Genomic DNA, 13,757 nt, shown 5'->3' on the forward strand with positions numbered 1-13,757 from the left:
CGACCGAGTCGGAGCGATTCGTTGGCTCAGCCTTCCTCGTTCGTCAGCCGCGAGTGCGCGCCGATGAGCGCGCCCGACAGGTCGAGCCCGTCGACGACGGTCTCCTCGTCGATGATGCTGCGGCGCACGTCGGCGTCTCGGACGGTCGCGTTTCTGAAGACGACCGACGAATCGAGCGAGGAGTCGACGATCTCCGCGCCCTCGAGGACGTACACGTCGTCGCCGATCTCGGAGTTCTCGACGGTCGCGTCCGGGTGGACGATCGACTCGCCGTCGAGGTACCACGAGACGGCATCGAGGTAGCTCTCGGGAGTGCCGATGTCGAACCACGCCTCCTCGAAGGTGAACGCGTGGACGGGTTGGCGCGACTGGAGCCACTGGATGAACCAGCCCGGCTCGTCGGGGTTGTTGCCGTCAGAGAGGTACTCCTCGAAGTCCGGGAGCGTCCCCTGCGGGAACGCGTAGCAGGCGATGGACACGAGCGTGCTCTTGGGGTCCTCGGGCTTCTCCTGGAAGTCGATGACGCGGTCGCCGTCGAGTTCGACCAGGCCGTAACTCTTCGCACGCTCGCGCGATCCCACGTCGTAGGCCGCCAGCGCCGGCGTCCCCTTCTCGGCGAAGAAGTCGACGAACTCCCCCACGTCGAAGGAGATCAGGTTGTCGCCGGCGACGACGACGAGGTCGTCGTCCACGTTCTCGCGGTCGATCAGCTGCGCGAGCGCCCCGACGACGCCGAACTTCTCGGACTCGGCGCTGGTGTCCTCGACGGAGACGGTCGGCTTCTCGAACTCCGAGTCCGCGAGGTACGCCTCGAACTCCCCCGCGAAGCGCTCGTTCGTGGAGACGAACACCTCGTCGATCCGGTCGTCCGCCTCCAGATCGCCGAAGATCTCGTCGATGACGGTGCCGTCGCCGACCGGAAGCAGCATCTTCGGCCGGTTGCGAGTGATCGGCCACAGCCTCGTCGCGTACCCCCCAGCGAGCACAACTGCCTTCATGGACTCAGGGTTACGCCCGACCGACAAGGGTTTTTCCTCTTTCGATTCACGTTTCCGACAGGTTATCGCCGGCACCGACCCGGACGGCGGTCGCCCGAAACCGATTCCCGCGGCGGCGACCTACGGTCGGTATGCCCGATCGGACGACCCGCGAGCGGATCGCCGAGGCGCTGCGCGAGCGGGCGTGTTCCGGCAGCGCGCTCGCCGCCGAGTTCGACGTGCCCCGTTCCGTCGTGTACGACCACCTGGACCACGTCGCGGAGTCGCTGCCCCAGAGCGAACAGTTTCTGGTCGCGCCGCCGACGTGTCGCGACTGCGGCTTCGACGACTTCGACGACCCGGTGAACGCCCCGTCGCGGTGTCCCGAGTGCAAGGGAGAGAACGTCGAGGAGCCGCGGTTCGTGATCGAGTCGGACTGACGCCGGCCTGCGGCGACATCGGGACGCAGTCGCTTCGCATACGCGGTCGCCTCGTCTACGCGGCCGCGTTGACTACACGGTCGCCTCGTCTACGCGGCCGCCTCGACGCCCAGTTCCGCGAGGAGCGTCTCGGCGGCCTCGCTCGACGAACCGGGCCCGCGGGCGGTGATCAGGTCGCCGTCGACGGTGACGCTGGTGTCGACGTCGAGCTCGGCGTCGAAGTTCCCGCCGGCGGCGACGACCTCGTCCTCGACCCAGTACGGGAGCTTGCGCCCCTCGACCCGGTCGAGGTCGTCGACGATCCCCTCCTCCCACTCGTTCGGGAAGCCGGTCACGTCGCGGCCGTCGACGAGGAACTCCCCGTCCGTGGTCCGCGTGAACGCGAGGATCCCGACGGCGTGACAGACGACCAGCGCGACGCCGTCGTCGCCGGCGACCGCCTCCCGGAGCATGCCGCGGGCGTGGCGGTCCTGGTTCACGTCCCAGACGGTGCCGTGGCCGCCGGGGAACACGACGGCGTCGTGGTCGGCGGCGTCGACCGTCGAGATCGGTTCGGGATCGCGGAGCCGGTCGTCGGTCTCGTGGATCTCGCGGTACCGTTCGACGGTCTCCTCGCCCACGTCCTCGGGGTCGAGCGAACGCTCGTCCACCACCGGCGGCGACCCGGACGGCGTCGCCACGGTCACGTCGACGCCGGCGGCGTCGAGTGTCGTGAGCGGTTCGATACACTCCTCGGCCCAGTACCCCTCCTCGCTGACGACGAACAGCGCCGTGGTATCGCTCATGCGTTCGATGATCAGGACCCGAACTCCGGAAAACGTGTCGCCGGCGGAACTGCATCCGCTCGGCGGGCGGCCGTCCCGTCGTCGGGAGGGCGACCGCGGCGGAGGCCGGCTCGTCGTCCGCAGCGACGGCCCGGTCGGCCGTTCCCGGGCCGCTTATGCCGACCGACCGACAACGTGGGAGTATGGCAGTGGGTACGCGGACGGTACTCGCCCTCCTCGGCGGGGTCGTGCTGACGGTGGGGGTGTACCTCCACGCGACCGAGCGCGAGAGCACCGGCTACGCGGTGATGGCGCTGGGGTTCGCGACCGCGGGCGCCTGGGCGTTTCTCGGCATGGAGCTGGCCCGGCTCGGCCGGGCGTCGACGCCGGAGACGACGTACCTCTCGGGCGCGATGGCCGCCGTCACCCTCGCGATGTACTTCGGGATCCGCGCGCGAGCGCTCACGAGGGGCGAGTGAGCGGTCCAACGGGGCTCTCCCCCCGTCGAACACATTCCCAAACCTACAATAAATCTGTCTTTCGTTCACGGCGGTTTTCGCGAGGTCACGATCGTCGAACGTAATCGGCGACTAATTTACATTCGTGAGTTCTGCGACCGGTTCCTGGGGAAACAACGGTATAGATGGGTGAAATACTGATTTCAGTGATCTGCTTCGTTGTGCGAGGATCCCACATACTTAAGTTTGGTATTCCATAACGAAAGCGCGTATGTCAGACAACCAGTCCGGTTCCAGCCGGCGTCGGTTCCTCCAGGGAACTGGCGTCGCTGCGGTCTCCGCCGGCCTCGCAGGCTGCTCAGGCAACGGCGGCGACGGCACCGAAACCCCCGGCGACGAGTCGACTCCAACCCCCGATCAGACGCCGACCGAGGTAGAGAATACCGACGACATCCCGACCGGCGGGATCTTCGACTTCGGGATGGGGACCTCGCCGAACACGCTCAACGTGCTGGCGAGCTCCTCGGCGTACGTCGGCGTCATCACCGACCGGATCTACGAGTCCGGCGCGGCGATCGACCCGGTCAACTTCGAGATGCACCCGAACGTCTTCACCGACTGGGACTACGAGGTGCTCGACGAGACCGGTGAGGACGACCGGCCGAACGTCGAGGTGTACTTCAACGTCCGAACGGACGGCCTCACCTGGAACGACGGGGAGGAGTTCACGGTCGACGACGTGATCTTCTCGTACAACTACCTGATGGAGCAGAACCCCGGCGGCTACGCCGCGTCCATCAACCCCATCGTCAGCGTCGAGGAGCACGACGGCGACTGGGACTGCGTAATGACCCTGAGCCAGCCGAACGGGACGTTCGCGTACGACCAGCTCGGCCTCCCGATCCTCCCGGAGCACCGCTGGGGGGACGTCGACGACTACCAGACCTACGAGCCGGCCGACACCGACTTCGGTCCCGTGGGGCTCGGCCCGGGCGTCGTCACGCAGTACGACCCCGACACCGCCGTCGAGGTGTCGTTCGCCGACCGCCAGGGCGAGTACAACCTCTCGGAGCTGAGCTGGCGCGAGGAGGTCTCCGGTATCATCGCCGGCGGCCCGTTCATCGACGCCATGCGGATCCGCGTGTACTCTTCCACGTCGGCGCTGCACCAGGCGCTGTTCCAGGGCGACATCGACTCGCTGTACGACGGCGTCCGCACCTCGCGGATCGGTGACGCCCAGGAGGACGAGAACATCGAGCTGTACGACGGCTTCGACACCGGCTACAGCCACTACTCGTTCAACCTCCGTCGGACGCCGCTGGACGACCTGCCGTTCCGGCAGGCGCTCAGCTTCGCGTTCGACGACTTCTACTGGACCCAGCAGCTGCTTCGCGATTACGCCCAGGAGGGCGACTTCGTGATGCCGCCCGGCTACACGGCCGTGCGTCCGGAGACGGGGTCGGACCAGGAACTGCTCGAAGGACCGTCGACACAGGCGTTCAGCTTCCGCCAGTCGAGCCCGAGCATTCCGGACGTCGAGGCGATCCGTTCGTTCCTCACGGAGGGGCAGATGATCACCGGCGAGGAGGGGACGTTCGTCGGGCAGGAGTATCCCGGCAGCCTCACCGGCGTCACCGCGAGCCAGACGGAGCCGAAGCACGACTACAGCTTCGGCCCCGTCGAGTCCGAAGTGCTCCAGGAGTCCGACGCCGAGCCCGATCAGGAGATCCGCGTCAACGGCGAGACGCTCACCGAGGTCCACGACGGACCGCTCACGATGCTGCTGTCGCCGGCGCAGGAGGCGCCCCAGACGGCCCAGATGGTCTCCGACTGGATCACCTCCCTCCACGAAGTCGGCATCCCGATCGACCGCGAGGTCGTCTCGTTCAACACCCGCGTCACCCGTGCGTACGGCTCCGAGGACTTCGACATCTTCAGCATGGGCTGGGTGAACCTCTCGCCGTTCGCGACGAACACGCTGTACAGCCTGTTCCACTCCGACAACGCCGACGACCACTCGGTCGCGGAGACGGAGGGCGACGACGAGAACACCTCGACGCTGTTCAACAACGCGATGGGCTACGGGCTGTTCGAGGACGCGAGCGCCGACGACCTCATCGACGAGGCGCGCACCACCCTCGACGCCGAGCCGCGCAACCAGGCCTCCCGGGAGGCCGTCGAGCGGATCTACCTCGACTTCCCGACGATGGTGACCAACTACGGCGTTCCGAAGTGGCCGGTCTCCACCGAGTGGTCGGGTGCGATCGAGAACATCCCGGGTCCGGGTTCGACGTACCTCGGAACCCAGATCATGCAGCTTCACCAGAACGAGTAACGCCCCTCGAACCGATCGCCGCGTCCGACTGACGCGCGGCGTCGGGCACCCCGCTTTGCCCCCCTCGAACCGGTGGGGCGGAACGGGGCCCCTGACGGCGTCGCCCGTCGGGTATCGGACGATTCAACAGGTTCAAACGGCCGCCTTCGTGATACAGTAGTACGCGGAACGGTCCCACAAAACGCATGACCAGAATCAGTGGAAAATACCTCGCAAAGCGGATCGTCGTTTCGTACCTGACGCTCCTGGTGATCATGTCGCTTCTGTTCGTCCTCCTGCGGAGCATGCCGGGCTCGTTCATCACGAGCATGATCAGCTCCGGCATGACGGCCGAACAGATCGAGCGGATCCGGGAGACGTGGGGACTGAACGAACCGCTGTGGAGACAGTATCTCGACTTCATGATCAACTACCAGACCGGCAACTTCGGCCGGTCGCCCACGTACAACGCCCCCGTGGCGGATCTCATGATCCGCCGGATGCCGCGGACGCTGATCCTGTTCGGATCGACGTTCCTGATCGGCTTCATCATCGGCCCGCTGGTCGGGATGTACCTCGGCTGGTGGCGCGGGTCGAAGAAGGACAAGTCCATCTTCAGTACCTCGCTGCTGCTGTACTCGATGCCCAGCTTCTGGATCTCGTGGCTGTTCATCTGGGTGTTCAACTACGAGTTCGGCCTGTTGCCGAGCGCGTACATGTTCACGCAGTTCCCCGAGTTCCAGTGGACCGCCTTCACCGTGATGCGTGACGTGCTGTACCACATCGCGCTGCCGATCATGAGCCTCACGTTCATCGGCTGGGTCGGGTCCATGCTCATCATGCGCCCGACCATGAACCAGGTCACCGACGAGGGGTACGTGTTCCTCGCACGGGCGAAGGGCCTCTCGGAGCGGACGGTGATGATCAAACACGCCGCGCGCAACGCGCTCATCCCGGTGGCGACCGGCGCGGTCGTCGGGCTGGCGTTCCTCATCGACGGCTCGATCATCATCGAGAACGTGTTCAACTGGCCGGGCATGGGACAGATCATCGTCACGTCGGTGCTGGAGCGCGACTTCCCGGTCGCACAGGCCACGTTCTTCCTGTTGGCCGTGCTGGTCGTCATCATGCGGCTGCTCACCGACGTCGTGTACACGTACCTCGATCCCCGGATCAAGTTCGGGGAGGGTGAATAATGGCAACCGGACAAGGAGACACCGAGACCGACGGCGAATCGTACGCGCGGCGCTGGGGGCCGCGGATCGAGCGACTCAAGCGCGGCTGGAGCCGGTACACCGAGCACAACATCGGTATCCTCGGGCTCGTTATCCTCGCGATATTCAGCCTGTGGGCGGTCATCCCGGGCGTCTTCGCGCCCCACACCCCAGACTGGATCGCGTACATCGGCGAACCCCCCATCGAGAGCCGACTCACGGCCGACCAGGTCCGCTCGCTCCCGCACCCGCCGGCGTTCGGGGACCCGTTCTTCGCACCGCTGGGGACGAACGCGAACGGGAACGGCATCCTCTCGCTCGTGATCTACTCCGCGAGCAACGCCATGTACATCGGCCTGGCCGCCGGACTGCTGTCCAGCCTCGTGGGCGTTCCCCTGGGCCTGATCTCCGGGTTCTACGGCGACACGTGGATCGACGAGGCGATCCAGCGGTTCGTCGACATCATGTACGGCCTGCCGTTCCTGCCGTTCCTGATCGTGCTCGTCGCGATCCGAGGGATCACGACGACGAACATCATCATCGGCATCGCGGTCACCTCCTGGCTCAACAACTGTATCACGATACGCGGGGAGACGCTCTCGCTGAAGGAGCGGTCGTACGTCGAGTCCGCGAAGGTCGCCGGGGCCTCCGACACCCGGATCATCTTCCGGCACATCATGCCGAACGTCCTCCCCATCTCGTTCGTGTTCCTCGCGCAGGACGCCGCGGGCGCGGTCATCGCGCAGGCGTCGCTGGCGTATCTCGGGCTGGCGGACTTCACCGCCAACTCCTGGGGGATCATGCTCGAGAACATCAAATCGCAGGGGTACATCTTCGACGCCTGGTGGTGGCTGCTGCCGCCGGGGATCGCGCTGATGTTGATGGCCGCATCGTTCTACTTCATCGGCTTCTCGATGGAGGACGTGACCAACCCGCAGCGGTGATCTGATAGCACATGACACTACTCGAAGTAAACGACCTCTCGATCCGATACGCGGTCGACGACGGCTCGTCGGTTCACGCCAGCGACGACGTGAGCTTCTCCGTCGAGCCCGGCGAGACCTACGGGCTCGTCGGCGAGTCCGGCTGCGGGAAGACGACCCTGGCGAAGAGCCTCGTGCACCTGCTCGACGACAACGGGTACATCGAGGAGGGGGAGGTGTGGTTCGACACGACGCTCCCCCAGTGGGCCGACGAGAACGGCGACCCGAAGCAGTCGGTCATCGACGACCCGGACAAGCCGGTTCGCGAGGACGGGAAGACGAACCTCGCGGAGCTCGACGACAAGCAGATCCGCGACATCCGCTGGCGCGACATCGCCATCATCCCGCAGTCGGCGATGAACGCCCTGAACCCGGTGTACAAGGTCGGCGACCAGATCGTCGAGGCGATCCTCCGACACGAGCCGGAGACCACCGCCGAGGAGGCGCACGAACGCGCCCGCGACCTGCTCGAGCGCGTCGGCATCGAGCCGGACCGCGCCGACGACTACGCACATCAGTTCTCCGGCGGGATGAAACAGCGGGCGGTCATCGCCATGGCGATGGCCTGCAGCCCGGACCTGCTGATCGCGGACGAGCCGACGACGGCGTTGGACGTGATCATCCAAGACCGGATCCTCGAGGAGCTGGAGGCGCTCCAGGAGGAGTTCGGCGTCTCGATCCTCGTCATCAGCCACGACATCTCGGTGATGGCGGAGATCTGCGACCGGATGGCCGTGATGTACGGCGGGAAGGTGATGGAGTCGGGGCGCACGGAGGACATCTTCGGCGAGACCGCGAACCCGTACACGCTCGGGCTGAAGAACTCCTTCCCGACGATCACCTCGACGGATCAGGACCTCGTTTCCATCCCGGGGACGCCGCCGACGCTGCGTGACCCCGACGAGGGGTGTCGCTTCCGCGACCGGTGTCCGTTCGCCGTCGAGGAGTGTCACGCCGCGCACCCGCCGATGTACGACGTCGCCGCCGCCGACGAGGACGGCCGGACGGTGGAGGCGACGGACCGGCGGGCACACGCGACGGCCTGCTACCGAATCGACGACCTCGAACAGCTCCGAACCGACGCACTCAACGAATCCACATGGACCGATCAGACGATCGAGAACCGTTAGTAGAGATCGAGGGGCTCCGGAAGCTCTTCGACCAGTCACAGGGCATCATCGACACCGTCCTGGGTCGCGAGCCGCACCCGGTTCGCGCGGTCGACGGCGTGTCGCTCGACATCTACCCGGGCGACACGGTCGGCATCGCCGGCGAGTCCGGCTGCGGCAAGACCACCCTCGGGAAGCTGCTGGTGAAGCTGTACGAGCCCACGGAGGGGTCGATCAGCTTCGACGGCGAGGACATCACCGACATGACCCGCGAGGAGGAGCGCGAGTTCCGCAAGCGGGTCCAGATGATCTTCCAGGACCCGTTCGAGTCGCTCAACCCCCGGATGACGGTGTACGACACCGTCGCCGAGCCGCTCAAGATCAACGAGATGACCGAGGGGTACGACGAGCGGCGCGCGCGCGTGAAGCAGGTGCTCGAGGACGTCGGGCTGGGTCCCGCCGAGGTGTATCTCGACGCGTTCCCGGACGAACTGTCCGGCGGTGAGCGTCAGCGCGTTGCGATCGCGCGGGCACTCGTCGTCGACCCGGACTTCATCGTCTGCGACGAGCCGGTGTCGATGCTGGACGTGTCCATCCGCGCGGGCGTGTTGAACCTGATGCAGGAGCTCCAGGACGAGTACGACCTCACCTACCTGTTCATCAGCCACGACCTCTCGCTCATCCGCTACATGTGCGACCGCGCCGGGATCATGTACCTCGGCAACATGGTCGAGCAGGGGCCCACGGACGACGTCATCGACGACCCCAAGCACCCGTACACAGAGGCGCTGTTCGACGCGGTACCGGACGTTGAACTGGGTGACGACCGCCGTCGCGCCAACGCGACAGGCGAGGTTCCCTCGCCCCGGAACCCCCCCAGCGGCTGTCGGTACCACCCGCGGTGTGCCCACATCATCCCGCCCGACGACTGGGGCGGCAGCCAGGAGGCGTTCCGGCGGGCGTTCCAGTTCAAGCTGAAGGCGAAGCGCGGCGAGCTCGACGCCGATGCCGCGCGCGACGACGCCGGCGAGGTCGGCGATGCGGTCGAATCCCTCGTCGAACAGGGGCTGACGCTGGACGTGCCCGAGGAGTACCGCTCGGAGACGGAGATCGAGACCGGCGGCCACCGGGTCGACGCGTCGACCCTCGATCTCCCGTCGGACGCCCGCAACGCGCTCGAGGAGTCGGCCCAGGCAGTGCTCGACGGCGACGCCGAGGCCGCCGTCGCGGCGCTCGACGACGTGATCACGACATCGTGTGCAACCCGCGAGCCGCGGCCGCTCCCGTCGGGGACGCGCGAGGTCGCGTGTCACCGGTACGAGGACGACGGCGTCGAGGGGATCGGCGGCTCCGACGGCGGGCTCAACGCGGCCCCCGCGGAGGATTGACCGGTGGTCAGGTCCCCACGTACCCAGCGTGCCCTCCTCGTCGCGCTCGCCGTCGTGCTCGCCGTCAGCGGCGCCGCGTTCGTCGCGACCGCGAGCGCACAGCTGGCGTGGCAACAGCGCGACACCATCGACTTCCGGGCGACGGAGTACGAGCTCGTCGACGGCGACGACCCGCGGCTCCGGGTGACCATCGACGTGCGGAACCCGACGAGCGTCGACGCGCGCGTTCGCGCCGGCTCGCTGGTCGTGTACGACGGCGACCCCGCCGACGGCGAGGCGTTGACGGTTCCGCGAAGCGAGCGGCTGGCCGGCGACCGTGAGGCGGCGGTCCCCGCCCGCGGAACGACGACCGTGACGCTCGTCGCGGACGTCCCAGCGGACGCGGTCGAACGGACGCGGGCGGCCATCGAGGCCGACCGCGCGGTCACCTCCGGGACCGTCTCCGTGACCATCCGCGGGCGGAGCTACGAGGCCAATGTCTGAGCCGACGTCCGGACTGGCCGCGGCCGCGATACGGCCCGCGCGCGCCTCCTACGGCTCGCGAAGCGAGCGGATCGTCTCGGCGGTCACCGTCGGGCTGCTCACCGGGTTGGCGACCGCGATGGCGACGTACACGCTGTGGCAGGCCTCGCTGGCCCCCGGATGGGCCGGCGACACCGTCATGGCGGCGCTCGTGTTCGCGGCGGGCGCGCTTGTGAAGCTGCTGTGTCAGAACCTAAGGACGAGCGTGCTCGCGCTGTCGATCGCCGTCGTCGCGGGCGCAACCCTGACGGCGGCGGCCGGGGTGGCCCCGTATCTGCTGCTCGACATCGGGACGCTCGGGGGGATCGTGTTGCTGCCGGAGCTTCGCGACGTGATCACGCTCGTGGTCTTCGCGCAGGTGCCGCTGCTGTTGTTCGGCTACCTCGTCGCGATCGTCTACGACGGCGCGACCGCCTGAGGGCGCGCGCCGGCGACACCGACGACGCGGGCGACGACAGGCCTTTACTCCGCTGTCCGGTACGCGACGGTATGCCCAAGGAGATCCCGACCGACGAGAAGTCGGTGCGCGAGCGCGGGACGTACGCCAACGACGGCAACGACCCGACGCTGGCGTCGTACCTCTCGTCGCTGTTCTTTCTCCTGTCGGTGCCGGCGTTCGTCACGCTCGCGTACGTCGGCTACTGGGCCGGGCTCTACGGGGAGGCGACGGTCGTCCCCGCGTTCGCGGGGTTGCTCCTCGCGGGGCTGGCCGGCGTGTTCGCGGTGATGCACTACACGACCGGCAGGTGAGGCTGACCGGCAGGCGAAGCACGGGTGCCCGCGGAGGGGAGTCCGGTTCAGCTTGGGCGTCGCGAGCGACTCGGACGGAACGCGGAACCGAGGAGCGTTCAGAATCGAATCGTGTCGAAGCGAGACGGCGTGAGGACTTACTGTGCGGCCGCGAACGGGGTCAGTACCACTTGTCCTTGTACACGCACTGGAGGGGCTCTGTGACGACGTTCGTCGCCAGCGCCATGGAGACGATCTCGACGGCGTCGTCGTACTCGGCGGGATCGACCGATTCGTCGTCCCAGGCTGCGGTGCCGACGCCCAACTCGACGTGGTAGTCGTACACGGTGATCAGCCACTCGTCGGGGAGCGTGCGCTCGTCGGCGTCGGACTCGTTGATCACTCGGAGGAGGTACTTGAACGTCGTGTCCTCGCGGTCGGAGAGGTCGTCGCCGGCGTCGTAGCCGGGAACGTTGGGCGTGCCGAACAGCTGAACGAGCCGGTAGAGGGCGGTGCCGATGTCGTCGTGGCTGCCGCGCTCGGTGGGATCGGGTTCGAGCTCGACGTGGACGTCGTTGCGCGTCTCGCGGAGGTTCACCTCCTCGAGGGAGGCGCCCGCCTCGCGACGCGACAGGATCTCCTCGCGCGATATCGGGACCATCGTGAACTCGCGAAGCTCCTCGACCGGCGGCGCCTGCGGATGGTCTCGGATGTCGTACTGCATCTCAGTACGCGAACCCCATGAACCCCTTCCAGCCGAAGTAGCCGGCGACGATGCAGGCGAGGCCGGTCGCAGTCACGGTCAGCGCCTCCACGTCGGAGATCCCCTGGATCCCGTTCAGGTTCAAGACGAGGGTGACCCCGAGCATGGTGAAGATGTAGCCCACCACCAGGCCGAGGATCATGACGCCGAGCGAGGCGGCGCCGAGGGGACCTTTGAGGGGATCGGGGACACGATTGCTCACGGACATTCGTACGTGTCGGTAGCGGATTCGCGGGTCTTAATTCCCTCGTTACGCGGTGGCATGGTGTCGGGGCGAACCGGGGCGGAGCGATCGGCGCCGGAGGCTGTTACCGGTCGTTGTCGCCGTCGCCGCGGCGGTCGCGTTCCGCGGTCCCGGGTTCGGCCTGGCCGAGGGGGCTCATCTCGGGGTCGAACGCCGACTCGTCGTCGTCGGGGCCGTCCCCCTCGGCGGAGGGCGACCGCTCGCGACGCTCGTGTTCGCCGCGTTCGCGGGCGTCGCTGGTGAGAGCGTACTCCTCGGCGATCGGCTTGCGGGCGCGGTAGCCGATCGCGATGGCGACGACGCCGGCGACGCCGTACACGACGACCGGCGTCGAGGTCACGCCCACCTCGCCGGTGACGACCGAGAGGTGCAGCGCCTGGCCGATCGAGAGGGCGCCGACGACGAGCATCGACGTGGAGATCACGCCGAGAAAGCGAGTGGAAACCATGCAGCTAGTGGGGTCGCCGTCGTGAAAAGCGCGGGGGAGTCGGCCGACTCAGCCGTCGCCGTACTCGTCGACGACGACGACCTCCCCGTCCTCGACGGTGACGTTGATCAGCGTCTTCACCGAGTGGTCGGTGTCGTCGAGCTTGTTCGGGCCGGCCTTCTTGATCACCGCGACTACGTCGACCACGTCGGCGCCGATGTGGGTGAGCGCGTCGAGGATGCCCTTCATCGTGCCGCCAGTCGAGAGCACGTCGTCGAGGACGAGCACGCGGTCGCCCTCGAACACGTCGTTGATGTACATCTCGCCCTCGGAGTAGCCCGTCTCCTGCTGGAGCGCGACCTCGCCGTCGAGGCCGTACTCGCGCTTGCGGATGACGACCAGCGGGATGTCGGTCATCAGCGACAGCGCGGTGGAGATGTGGATCCCCATTGCCGCGGGGGTGACGATCTTGTCGACGTCCTCGATCTGGGCCTTCCGGATGATCCGGATGACGATCTCCCGGAGGAGTTCGGGCTCCAGCATGGGAACGCCGTCGCTGATGGGGTGTACGAAGTACTGGTACTCGCCCTTCTCGATTATCGGCGCGTCCAGCAGGGACTGGCGCAGGCGGTCCATGACGCCGGTACCGCCACCGAGGTGAAAAGCGCGGCGGATCCCCGCAGCGGTCGAGTGGGGCTCCCGCGGTACGGCGAACCACGATCGGTCACCGACTGGCGTCCGAAGTGCCACCGGACCCCATTCCGTTCGATCGTGAGTCGATCGTCCGGGGACTACGCCGGCGTGGTCCCCCTCGCAAGCGTCTGCGAGCTGCCCCCGTCGGGGGCGGTCCAGATAACACGGACCGTCGTGTTCGGCGGGACCGCGTCGTCACCGTCCAACGACGCGGACGTGCCGGCGGTGGCGGGCAGCTTGAACTCACTCGATTGACCCGTTTCGGCCGTCACCACGAGCGACCGCGCGTTCGACGTGGAGACGGTGGCGCCGCCCTGGTGGGTGGCGGTAACGGCGAAGTCGCCGTCGTCGTTCTCGGCGTACTCCATCTCGAAACTCGCGGTCGGTGTGACCTGCCTGATGTCGTCGCCGAGTCCGAGCACGAACGACCCGATGGCGGCCGCGAGGACGACCGTGACCGCGATCATCAGGATCACCCCGATGACGGGCGAGACGGCCCGTTCGTCGGTTGTCGATTCCGTACGGTCCTGCCGGATGAGGGATGCGAGGTTCATGTGTCTTGGTGGGTCCGTTGTCGTCGTGGCAGACCGGCGGCCCTCGCCGCGCTGCCGTCGCTTCCCGATGGACGCCAGCTATGGTTTGTTATAGACCGTCTGAACTCCGGTTATTACTCGAATATCGATAGAATGGCATAGGATGACTACCACTAATCGTCGAGATTTCCACCGATGC

Annotated in this window: 17 protein-coding genes; 10 read left to right on the forward strand and 7 right to left on the reverse strand. The window is 67.1% G+C overall.

What is annotated here, in order from left to right; genetic code table 11:
• Positions 1-26: 26 nt before the first annotated feature.
• Positions 27-998 carry a nucleotidyltransferase family protein gene (locus K6T50_RS00425; protein WP_222607491.1) on the reverse strand — a complete coding sequence of 324 codons (972 nt, stop codon included), beginning with the start codon at positions 996-998 and terminating at the stop codon, positions 27-29.
• Positions 999-1,129: 131 nt separating this feature from the next.
• Here K6T50_RS00425 and K6T50_RS00430 point away from each other — a divergent pair, with 131 nt between their 5' ends.
• Positions 1,130-1,417, forward strand: a complete 288-nt coding sequence (locus K6T50_RS00430; RefSeq protein WP_222607492.1) for a transcriptional regulator — start codon at positions 1,130-1,132, stop codon at positions 1,415-1,417.
• 89 nt (positions 1,418-1,506) lie between these two features.
• Here the strand turns inward: K6T50_RS00430 and K6T50_RS00435 are convergent, their stop codons facing one another.
• Entirely contained in the window at positions 1,507-2,202 is a 696-nt protein-coding gene (locus tag K6T50_RS00435) for a type 1 glutamine amidotransferase domain-containing protein (RefSeq protein ID WP_222607493.1), read from the reverse strand.
• Between the two features lie 182 nt (positions 2,203-2,384).
• On the opposite strand from K6T50_RS00435, the gene K6T50_RS00440 reads away from it, so the two are divergent.
• The 9 genes from K6T50_RS00440 (at position 2,385) to K6T50_RS00480 (ending at position 10,919) form a co-directional block, all read left to right on the forward strand.
• Positions 2,385-2,660, forward strand: coding sequence for a hypothetical protein (locus K6T50_RS00440; protein WP_222607494.1), 276 nt, complete (start codon positions 2,385-2,387; stop codon positions 2,658-2,660).
• 250 nt (positions 2,661-2,910) lie between these two features.
• A complete protein-coding gene (locus K6T50_RS00445; protein ID WP_222607495.1) occupies positions 2,911-4,974 on the forward strand; it encodes an ABC transporter substrate-binding protein in 2,064 nt (687 codons plus the stop codon).
• 185 nt (positions 4,975-5,159) lie between these two features.
• Positions 5,160-6,149, forward strand: a complete 990-nt coding sequence (locus K6T50_RS00450) for an ABC transporter permease (RefSeq protein ID WP_222607496.1) — start codon at positions 5,160-5,162, stop codon at positions 6,147-6,149.
• A complete protein-coding gene (locus K6T50_RS00455; RefSeq protein WP_222607497.1) occupies positions 6,149-7,111 on the forward strand; it encodes an ABC transporter permease in 963 nt (320 codons plus the stop codon). The genes K6T50_RS00450 and K6T50_RS00455 overlap by 1 nt, the downstream gene beginning before the upstream one ends.
• Positions 7,112-7,122: 11 nt before the next feature.
• A complete protein-coding gene (locus tag K6T50_RS00460) occupies positions 7,123-8,280 on the forward strand; it encodes an ABC transporter ATP-binding protein (protein ID WP_222607498.1) in 1,158 nt (385 codons plus the stop codon).
• On the forward strand, positions 8,250-9,647 hold the full coding sequence (locus K6T50_RS00465) for an ABC transporter ATP-binding protein (RefSeq protein WP_222607499.1): 1,398 nt from the start codon (positions 8,250-8,252) through the stop codon (positions 9,645-9,647). Before K6T50_RS00460 ends, K6T50_RS00465 begins: the two co-directional genes overlap by 31 nt.
• A 3-nt stretch (positions 9,648-9,650) precedes the next feature.
• Entirely contained in the window at positions 9,651-10,130 is a 480-nt protein-coding gene (locus K6T50_RS00470) for a hypothetical protein (RefSeq protein WP_222607500.1), read from the forward strand.
• The gene (locus tag K6T50_RS00475) at positions 10,123-10,587 is read left to right on the forward strand and encodes a hypothetical protein (RefSeq protein WP_222607501.1); all 465 of its coding nucleotides are present in this window, start codon (positions 10,123-10,125) and stop codon (positions 10,585-10,587) included. Before K6T50_RS00470 ends, K6T50_RS00475 begins: the two co-directional genes overlap by 8 nt.
• Before the next feature lie 71 nt (positions 10,588-10,658).
• The gene (locus K6T50_RS00480; protein WP_222607502.1) at positions 10,659-10,919 is read left to right on the forward strand and encodes a hypothetical protein; all 261 of its coding nucleotides are present in this window, start codon (positions 10,659-10,661) and stop codon (positions 10,917-10,919) included.
• A 160-nt stretch (positions 10,920-11,079) separates the two neighbouring features.
• Here K6T50_RS00480 and K6T50_RS00485 read toward each other — a convergent pair whose 3' ends face one another.
• The 5 genes from K6T50_RS00485 to K6T50_RS00505 form a co-directional block, all read right to left on the reverse strand.
• Positions 11,080-11,622, reverse strand: a complete 543-nt coding sequence (locus K6T50_RS00485) for a hypothetical protein (protein WP_222607503.1) — start codon at positions 11,620-11,622, stop codon at positions 11,080-11,082.
• Position 11,623: 1 nt separating this feature from the next.
• On the reverse strand, positions 11,624-11,869 hold the full coding sequence (locus K6T50_RS00490) for a hypothetical protein (RefSeq protein ID WP_222607504.1): 246 nt from the start codon (positions 11,867-11,869) through the stop codon (positions 11,624-11,626).
• 100 nt (positions 11,870-11,969) lie between these two features.
• Entirely contained in the window at positions 11,970-12,353 is a 384-nt protein-coding gene (locus tag K6T50_RS00495) for a hypothetical protein (RefSeq protein ID WP_222607505.1), read from the reverse strand.
• A 48-nt stretch (positions 12,354-12,401) separates the two neighbouring features.
• Positions 12,402-12,968 carry a hypoxanthine/guanine phosphoribosyltransferase gene (hpt, locus tag K6T50_RS00500; RefSeq protein WP_159665962.1) on the reverse strand — a complete coding sequence of 189 codons (567 nt, stop codon included), beginning with the start codon at positions 12,966-12,968 and terminating at the stop codon, positions 12,402-12,404.
• A gap of 155 nt (positions 12,969-13,123) precedes the next feature.
• On the reverse strand, positions 13,124-13,579 hold the full coding sequence (locus K6T50_RS00505; protein WP_222607506.1) for a type IV pilin domain-containing protein: 456 nt from the start codon (positions 13,577-13,579) through the stop codon (positions 13,124-13,126).
• Positions 13,580-13,757 lie beyond the last annotated feature (178 nt).

The sequence above is a fragment of the Halobaculum magnesiiphilum genome (assembly GCF_019823105.1).
In the GTDB taxonomy this organism is placed as follows: domain Archaea; phylum Halobacteriota; class Halobacteria; order Halobacteriales; family Haloferacaceae; genus Halobaculum; species Halobaculum magnesiiphilum.

Bases quoted from the DNA above. Each gene is read 5' to 3' on its own strand.
- K6T50_RS00495 (WP_222607505.1), bottom strand. From the start codon at position 12,353: ATGGTTTCCACTCGCTTTCTCGGCGTGATCTCCACGTCGATGCTCGTC.
- K6T50_RS00430 (WP_222607492.1), top strand. From the start codon at position 1,130: ATGCCCGATCGGACGACCCGCGAGCGGATCGCCGAGGCGCTGCGCGAG.
- hpt (WP_159665962.1), bottom strand. From the start codon at position 12,968: ATGGACCGCCTGCGCCAGTCCCTGCTGGACGCGCCGATAATCGAGAAG.
- K6T50_RS00460 (WP_222607498.1), top strand. From the start codon at position 7,123: ATGACACTACTCGAAGTAAACGACCTCTCGATCCGATACGCGGTCGAC.
- K6T50_RS00445 (WP_222607495.1), top strand. From the start codon at position 2,911: ATGTCAGACAACCAGTCCGGTTCCAGCCGGCGTCGGTTCCTCCAGGGA.
- K6T50_RS00465 (WP_222607499.1), top strand. From the start codon at position 8,250: ATGGACCGATCAGACGATCGAGAACCGTTAGTAGAGATCGAGGGGCTC.
- K6T50_RS00455 (WP_222607497.1), top strand. From the start codon at position 6,149: ATGGCAACCGGACAAGGAGACACCGAGACCGACGGCGAATCGTACGCG.
- K6T50_RS00480 (WP_222607502.1), top strand. From the start codon at position 10,659: ATGCCCAAGGAGATCCCGACCGACGAGAAGTCGGTGCGCGAGCGCGGG.
- K6T50_RS00505 (WP_222607506.1), bottom strand. From the start codon at position 13,579: ATGAACCTCGCATCCCTCATCCGGCAGGACCGTACGGAATCGACAACC.
- K6T50_RS00490 (WP_222607504.1), bottom strand. From the start codon at position 11,869: ATGTCCGTGAGCAATCGTGTCCCCGATCCCCTCAAAGGTCCCCTCGGC.
- K6T50_RS00425 (WP_222607491.1), bottom strand. From the start codon at position 998: ATGAAGGCAGTTGTGCTCGCTGGGGGGTACGCGACGAGGCTGTGGCCG.
- K6T50_RS00435 (WP_222607493.1), bottom strand. From the start codon at position 2,202: ATGAGCGATACCACGGCGCTGTTCGTCGTCAGCGAGGAGGGGTACTGG.
- K6T50_RS00440 (WP_222607494.1), top strand. From the start codon at position 2,385: ATGGCAGTGGGTACGCGGACGGTACTCGCCCTCCTCGGCGGGGTCGTG.
- K6T50_RS00450 (WP_222607496.1), top strand. From the start codon at position 5,160: ATGACCAGAATCAGTGGAAAATACCTCGCAAAGCGGATCGTCGTTTCG.
- K6T50_RS00485 (WP_222607503.1), bottom strand. From the start codon at position 11,622: ATGCAGTACGACATCCGAGACCATCCGCAGGCGCCGCCGGTCGAGGAG.
- K6T50_RS00475 (WP_222607501.1), top strand. From the start codon at position 10,123: ATGTCTGAGCCGACGTCCGGACTGGCCGCGGCCGCGATACGGCCCGCG.